The sequence below is a fragment of the Vibrio sp. 10N.222.52.C12 genome (assembly GCF_041474215.1).
Lineage (GTDB): Bacteria > Pseudomonadota > Gammaproteobacteria > Enterobacterales > Vibrionaceae > Vibrio > Vibrio crassostreae_C.
This window is the reverse complement of record NZ_JBFRTR010000073.1, coordinates 1-6183: the sequence shown is the minus strand read 5'-3', so window position 1 is coordinate 6183 and position 6183 is coordinate 1. Positions and strand designations below refer to the sequence as shown.

Genomic DNA, 6183 nt, shown 5'->3' with positions numbered 1-6183 from the left:
GTCTATTGGTCTATTGGTCGACTTGTAGAGTTGCTATGAGTAACAAAGTGTTGCGACTTTGTTGAATTTTTGGTCTATTGACCAACTGTGCTCATATTTAGGAACGAAGATGAATAGAAATGTTTGGCTGCTCTCACTGTGTCAGGCCTTGTTGATGACGGGTAACATATTACTGATCTCTGTGATTGGTTTGATCGGTAAGCAGATTGCACCCAGTGTCAGCATGATCACCTTGCCGGTTGCACTGCAGTTTTTGGGTCTAATGGCAGCCACTATTCCTGCATCTTTAATTTCAGGCAAGTTAGGGAGAAAGAGAGGATTTAGCATTGGTAATGTGGTTGGCATTACAGGAGCTAGTCTTGCCACCTACGCACTGTCTCAGCAAAATTTCTATCTGTTTTGTTTCGCTACGTTCTTACTTGGGATAGGCATAGGTTTTGGCACGCTTTATCGTTTTGCTGCAATCGAGGTGTGTGATGAAAATGCACGTCATCGAGCGATCTCTATCTCGATGGCTGGTGGCGTTTTAGCCGCGGTATTAGGGCCAAATTTGGCGATTATGTCGCAACAGTGGTCGCAAGATGGCTTGTACATTGGTGCTTTTGCTTCTTTGATTGGATTGAACATTCTTGCGTTACTCATCTTACAAACAATTCAGTTTCCAAAAGTCTCTTTTAATAGTCAGGCACCTAAATCCGATCCTCTCAGTGTGATAGTAAAAGCGCCTAACTTTATTGGCGCAGTGTTTGCTGCCATGGTCGCTTATGCGGTGATGAATATCCTGATGACAGCAACGCCATTGGCAATGATTGGTTGTGGCTTTGACTTTACCAAAGCAGCGGGCGTCATTGAGTGGCACGTATTGGGGATGTTTGTTCCTGCATTCTTTACTGGTTCACTTATCGAGAAGTTTGGCTCAAGAATGATGATCTTAGCGGGTGGGGTGCTGTTCGTTGTCTGTATCGCGATTAACATTCATGGCGAATCTATCTGGCACTTCAGAGCGGCTCTAGTTGTGCTTGGTGTCGGTTGGAACTTTATGTTTATCGCGGCAACAGGTTTGTTTAGTCAGTCCTACCAATCGCAGAATAAAGCTAAGGCACAAGCGTTTAATGAATTTATTGTCTTTGGCTGTGTGACGATTACAGCGATGCTCTCTGGCTGGCTAGAATCGACAGCAGGGTGGCAGAACCTCAATATCTACGTATTACCATTCGTGTTAGCTGTTATCTTGCTGTTCGCATTCAGTGCTCGTAAATCGCGTATTCAAAAGCAGCCTGTGTAATGGCTCATCGAATGATGGTTCAGTAAATTTGTTACTGTGATTAAAACCCTAGTATCTCGAACTGCGACCAATAAAAAGCCCTACCAAATCGGTAGGGCCTTTGCTTACGGCTTAAATAATAACGTTTTCTTAAAACTGCTGTCGTGGCTTATATCCTGTGACAACAGTACTTAAGCTTGTGTTGTAAATACGCATGACAGAGCCAGCGATGATTTACAGGTCGACCAAAATTGTCTTAGTGGTAATCCCACCTTGGTCATCGATTATCTTCAGTGTCACCTCGTGCTTTCCGTATGAAGGGAAGATTGACGTGAATGTGCGACCTCGTTTCACCTTTCCGTTTGGAAGTGTCCACTCGGTATCAACAATACGACCATCGCTGTCTGAACTTGTAGACCACATGGTTACCCAGCGGCCCAAGTGAATGTACTTCGCGCTCGCTTCTGGAAGGGCGTTTGGAGATTCAACACTCACTACGGAGCTAAATGAAGCGGTAGCGCCTTTGTCGTCGACAACAGTCAAGTTCACCGTGTATTCGCCCGCTTGCTCGTAAGACCAAGTTGGTGCCACTTCGTTACTTGTTGTGCCGTTCCCAAAGTCCCATAGGTAACGGGCGATCTCACCGTCTTGGTCTGAGCTGAAGTTGTTTGCAGAAACAGTCAGACCAGTCACATTAAGCTCGAAGTTCGCAGTAGGAACGATGTTGTGTTGGCTTACTTTAGATAAGCGAACCACACCGTATTCGTTGTTATCACTCTGATTCACAATATCGACCGCTAAACCAAACTCCGTCAGGATGCGTCCTGAATCTGGTGCTTGAGGCGATGTGTAATCTTGGTCATCCGAGAAGCTAGCATTGCCAACCAAACTGGTATCTTCGAGTACATCGTTGTCGCTGTTTACAAGACGCATTGGAGTATGATCTTTGAGTGAAAACGCTGCGTCTCGAACTTGGTAGCGTGTTTGAGCCGCTTCACCAGAGTTTGCCCACACCATGGCATTTTGGTCTGCATCGACCACGCCTAACCAACCTTCACCAGGGTGTTTGCCTACCCAGTTATCAGTCAGCGACTCGTCTACGTACCAAATGATCAAACCTGGATCGAATGAGATGAGTTGGCCCATGCGTTTGATGTTGGCTAGACCTTCATCAACGTCCATGTGGCTACGCCATTGCAGTAGGTAGTAGTGTTGCGCTTGGTGGAATCCATTACTTAGCTTGTAGCCATTTAGGGCGAAGGTGGAGTTGCTTTCTCCATCGTCTATTAAGGTTACTTCACCATCCACGACCACACTGAGGTTATCCAAATAGAAACCTTCCATCGCCAAGCCACCATCGGTGATGTACTCAAACGAAAGCTCTACTTCTTGGCCTGCCCATTGTGAAACGTCGAACTCAGCGTCAACCCATCCGCCAGATTCGCCGCCAATAGCAGGAACGAGGCCAGTATTGTATGGGTCATCCATTGAGGTGATGTTGCCAGCTATTGCTTGTCCGTTGATTAGCACGCGAGCGAAGTCGTAGTCTTTCTCTATTTCATACCACGCTTTGAACGAAAGCAATGCAGAATCAGCCGCTGGAATCACCAACTTGCGAGTCATGCTATTTTTCAGATCATCGCCTTTTTGAGAGTGGAATGAATACTCTCCCTCAAAGGGTTTCAGACTTTCAATTTGCTTTTCAGGAAGATCGACCTTAATCATGTTCGGACGGCTGTTATCCGTTGTTTGGAACAGCGTATAAACTTGTGGGTTGTCTTCTAGGTCATCAATCGAGATTTGATCATCGTTAACCCAGCGACCACCAATCGATTTTTGTAGGAAGTGCTTTGCCCAAGAGCTGAATGCCGTTGGTTGTGTGCCACCAATTTTGCCAGCCCAGCTGCCTGAAGACATGATTGACCAGTAAGATACTGGTTCACCCTTGCCTGTGTATTGCGTGTCGTACTCGTCTGGTAAGCCTAAATCATGGCCATACTCGTGAGCACAGACACCCGCTGCTGCATCAATCGGTTGAATGGTGTAATCAAATGCCGCGTATTGGCCACCAAAGCGGTCGGGAAGCGAGCTAGAGGTACCTTCAAGCACATGTGTGCGACCAAGGTTGAATCGGTGTGACCAGATAGCGTCAGGGCCCAATACACCACCACCGGCTTCTTCGCCTACCGATGCGTGGAATACCATTAGGTGATCAATCACACCATCGGGTTCACGGAAGTTTCCGTCACCGTCGTAATCGTAACGATCTTCAATATCATAATCGGCTAGGTTGATGCTAGGATCTTGAGCCAATTGATTAAGCGCTTCACGAACCAGTTCCTGTGCGTTTAAGTCGTTGTCGGTGGTAGGGGAGTTACCACCATAGAATGACGCAGGTTTAGAGGCGCGATACCAACCTGCCGCTTGACCTGCAACGCTGTAACTATCACCTGATTCGCTTTGGTAATACTGACGCATCGAGATTAGGTTTTCGCCATTTGGCCCTGTGTAGCCAGAATTTGAAAACAACAACTCTTGATAATGTTCAGGGTTGTAGCTCTCGTAGAGCATTTGCGTGTGCTCTTCGGTCAGCTTGTTGTTATCCCAGTTCAAATCAGGGAAATCGACCAATAGAGCGAGTACTTTATCGGTACGCTTTGTGCCGACTTCCAAAGCAAAGACGCTGGCCTTTTTAACGCCAGATCCTTTCTCAATGGCTTTGAGGATTTTCGCTCGTTGCTCAAGTGCTTTTTTACCGAATTGAGCGTCGCCTTTAAAACCGGAATTGATCTTATTTTTTAAGTAACGGTCAAGTGCGTCGTGTTTTGCCACATCGGTTGCATCTTGGTCGACTAAGCCTTGTCTAACTAGCATTTCAATAAGTTTGTCTTCATTAACAACGCCTAAATCAATAGGTGTTTTTGCATAACTACTGACGCTAAATAGAGTAAGCATTGCTGAAGCCAACAATGTTTTTCTCATCATTTTCATTATATTTCCTTTTTATATTTCCATGTCGATATCAGTATCAACTGCTTTATTCGAATCAGTTGTCCGAGTCTGGCCTAATACACTCTTGTGGTGTCTTATTTAACTGACGTGTGTTTGCTGTATGTTTCGTACTTTCCATCTTTTTTATACTTTCTATTTCTTTTGTATTGGTTGTCTCTTTTCTATTTTTTGAATCAAACTGAGTGCTCTTTACTTTTTTAGCGTTGAGATAGATACGCAAAGCTTCTTGATTGCCCTCATAGGTTAAGCCTGGACAGATAACGCCTCGTTCAATCAATGACTTCAGCAATAGTTCGTCGTTCTCAAAAGTGGAAGCCTGTGACAGTGAGGAAAAAATGAGAACCATTAAAGCCATTGTTTTGTGTGACATTCTTATATCAAGCCATCAGTTTTGATTATGTAACAAAATATATTTATAAAATTAACCAATCAAATGAATAATCATTACAAATCATTATTCGTTCCGGTTTCAACATTAAGAGTTAATATCAAATAAGGATGGTTATTTATTTTATTGTCAGCTATTTAATGGGTTTTGTTGAATGAATAGCTGATAGTTTGGATTTTTAATAACATTGGTTGGTAAGTGTTTATTATCTTGAGACCGCTTTATACAAGGTGTGGGGTGATAAATAATAAGATACGTGTTTTATTATCTGTGTTTAAAAATTGCATTTAATAATTGAGTGTTTAGTAAATACTCATGCTGAAATTATTTTCACTCGAAATATCAATAATTGGGGTGTTGAGAATGATTTTCAGTGTTTCAAGGGCGTGAAATTTAACAATAGCGGAGGTGATAGGAGCACCAAGTCGTAAAAAAGAGCCTGTATTTGAGCTCTTTTCTTTTATTCTCGTTGGCGATTTACTTATGACTGAGAGACATCACGATAAAAATAACGTTCACAAGTACGTGGATTCATGCGCTTAATGACGTTTGATATTAAGGCGATAACCAGCACTGAGAATACTAACCTTCCCCAAAATATGGTGTAAAAGTCAGCCCCAATTAACATGATCAAAAGTGTATCTTCAATCAAACTGTGGAGTAGATTGAGCAGCATGATTGCGGTGAATACATCTCTCGCCGAGATATGTCCCTTTTTAGCTTCATTGATCAATAAGCCGCCGCCAAACGAAAGACCAAGCGTGATTCCAATAATGGTTAGGTTAGTCGCGTCCTTGCTGATTCCGAGTAGTCTCAAGAATGGTCTTAACAATATTGCCATGAGCTTTTCAACGCCGAGAATCTTTAAAACCTTGAGTAGCAGTAATAGAGCTGAAATCACGATGAAGATAACGGCAAAGCTCTTTAGCTGCTCAATAGCCCATCCAAGATAGCTCGAGTCTCCAGATACTTCAGGCTGCCAAAGCACGGTTGCTGGGTAGTTGAGCAAATCCCCGTATTGATAACTGAGATTGAGTAACCATGCCAGCACCAAGCTACCACCGACTCTCACTGATAGGGTAGCCAGCCAACTCACACCTGCCTTTTTAGCTATTGCACCCTCAATCGGTAATGAATGCGCTAGTAGCATCATGCTGCCTAAAACCGAGGCTTGAGCAACCGTTAAGGGAGCATCGGAATTAATAAGAATAATCAGCCCCGCATAGATGTTAGTAAGTATGGTTGTTGCCCATACCAAGCCCATTTCTTTCGGTAATCCGACGCTTTCCATTATTGGGCTTAGCCATTCGCTAAGAATCACGACGCCGCCAAGCTCTTCAACGACCTTTATCACGATGATGATTGGAATCATGATTCGGAAAAGAGTCGAGGTGACATCGAAAATCTCTCTGAGGAGTTCTTTAAAAAATTGATAGATTGATTTCATAGTTACGACCATGGTTCGATTGTTTGGAATGAGAAGATCTTACCTTGATTATTGTGATGGTTATTTCAAAAT

General features: G+C 43.6%; 4 protein-coding genes. 1 reads left to right on the top strand and 3 read right to left on the bottom strand.

The features are described from left to right. The first annotated feature begins 109 nt into the window (after positions 1-109). A complete protein-coding gene (locus AB4623_RS13940; RefSeq protein ID WP_017064421.1) occupies positions 110-1285 on the top strand; it encodes an MFS transporter in 1176 nt (391 codons plus the stop codon). Positions 1286-1498: 213 nt separating this feature from the next. On the opposite strand, the gene AB4623_RS13935 is transcribed toward AB4623_RS13940, so the two are convergent. The 3 genes from AB4623_RS13935 to AB4623_RS13925 form a co-directional block, all read right to left on the bottom strand. Next, positions 1499-4255, bottom strand: coding sequence for an immune inhibitor A domain-containing protein (locus AB4623_RS13935; RefSeq protein ID WP_372146680.1), 2757 nt, complete (start codon positions 4253-4255; stop codon positions 1499-1501). Positions 4256-4310: 55 nt separating this feature from the next. Further along, complete coding sequence (locus AB4623_RS13930) at positions 4311-4646, bottom strand: hypothetical protein (protein ID WP_017077502.1); 336 nt, start codon at positions 4644-4646, stop codon at positions 4311-4313. Between the two features lie 499 nt (positions 4647-5145). Then, on the bottom strand, positions 5146-6111 hold the full coding sequence (locus tag AB4623_RS13925) for a hypothetical protein (RefSeq protein WP_029222432.1): 966 nt from the start codon (positions 6109-6111) through the stop codon (positions 5146-5148). Positions 6112-6183 lie beyond the last annotated feature (72 nt).

Coding starts and splice junctions, on each gene's coding strand:
- AB4623_RS13925 (WP_029222432.1), bottom strand. CDS start 6,111: ATGAAATCAATCTATCAATTTTTTAAAGAACTCCTCAGAGAGATTTTC.
- AB4623_RS13935 (WP_372146680.1), bottom strand. CDS start 4,255: ATGAAAATGATGAGAAAAACATTGTTGGCTTCAGCAATGCTTACTCTA.
- AB4623_RS13940 (WP_017064421.1), top strand. CDS start 110: ATGAATAGAAATGTTTGGCTGCTCTCACTGTGTCAGGCCTTGTTGATG.
- AB4623_RS13930 (WP_017077502.1), bottom strand. CDS start 4,646: ATGTCACACAAAACAATGGCTTTAATGGTTCTCATTTTTTCCTCACTG.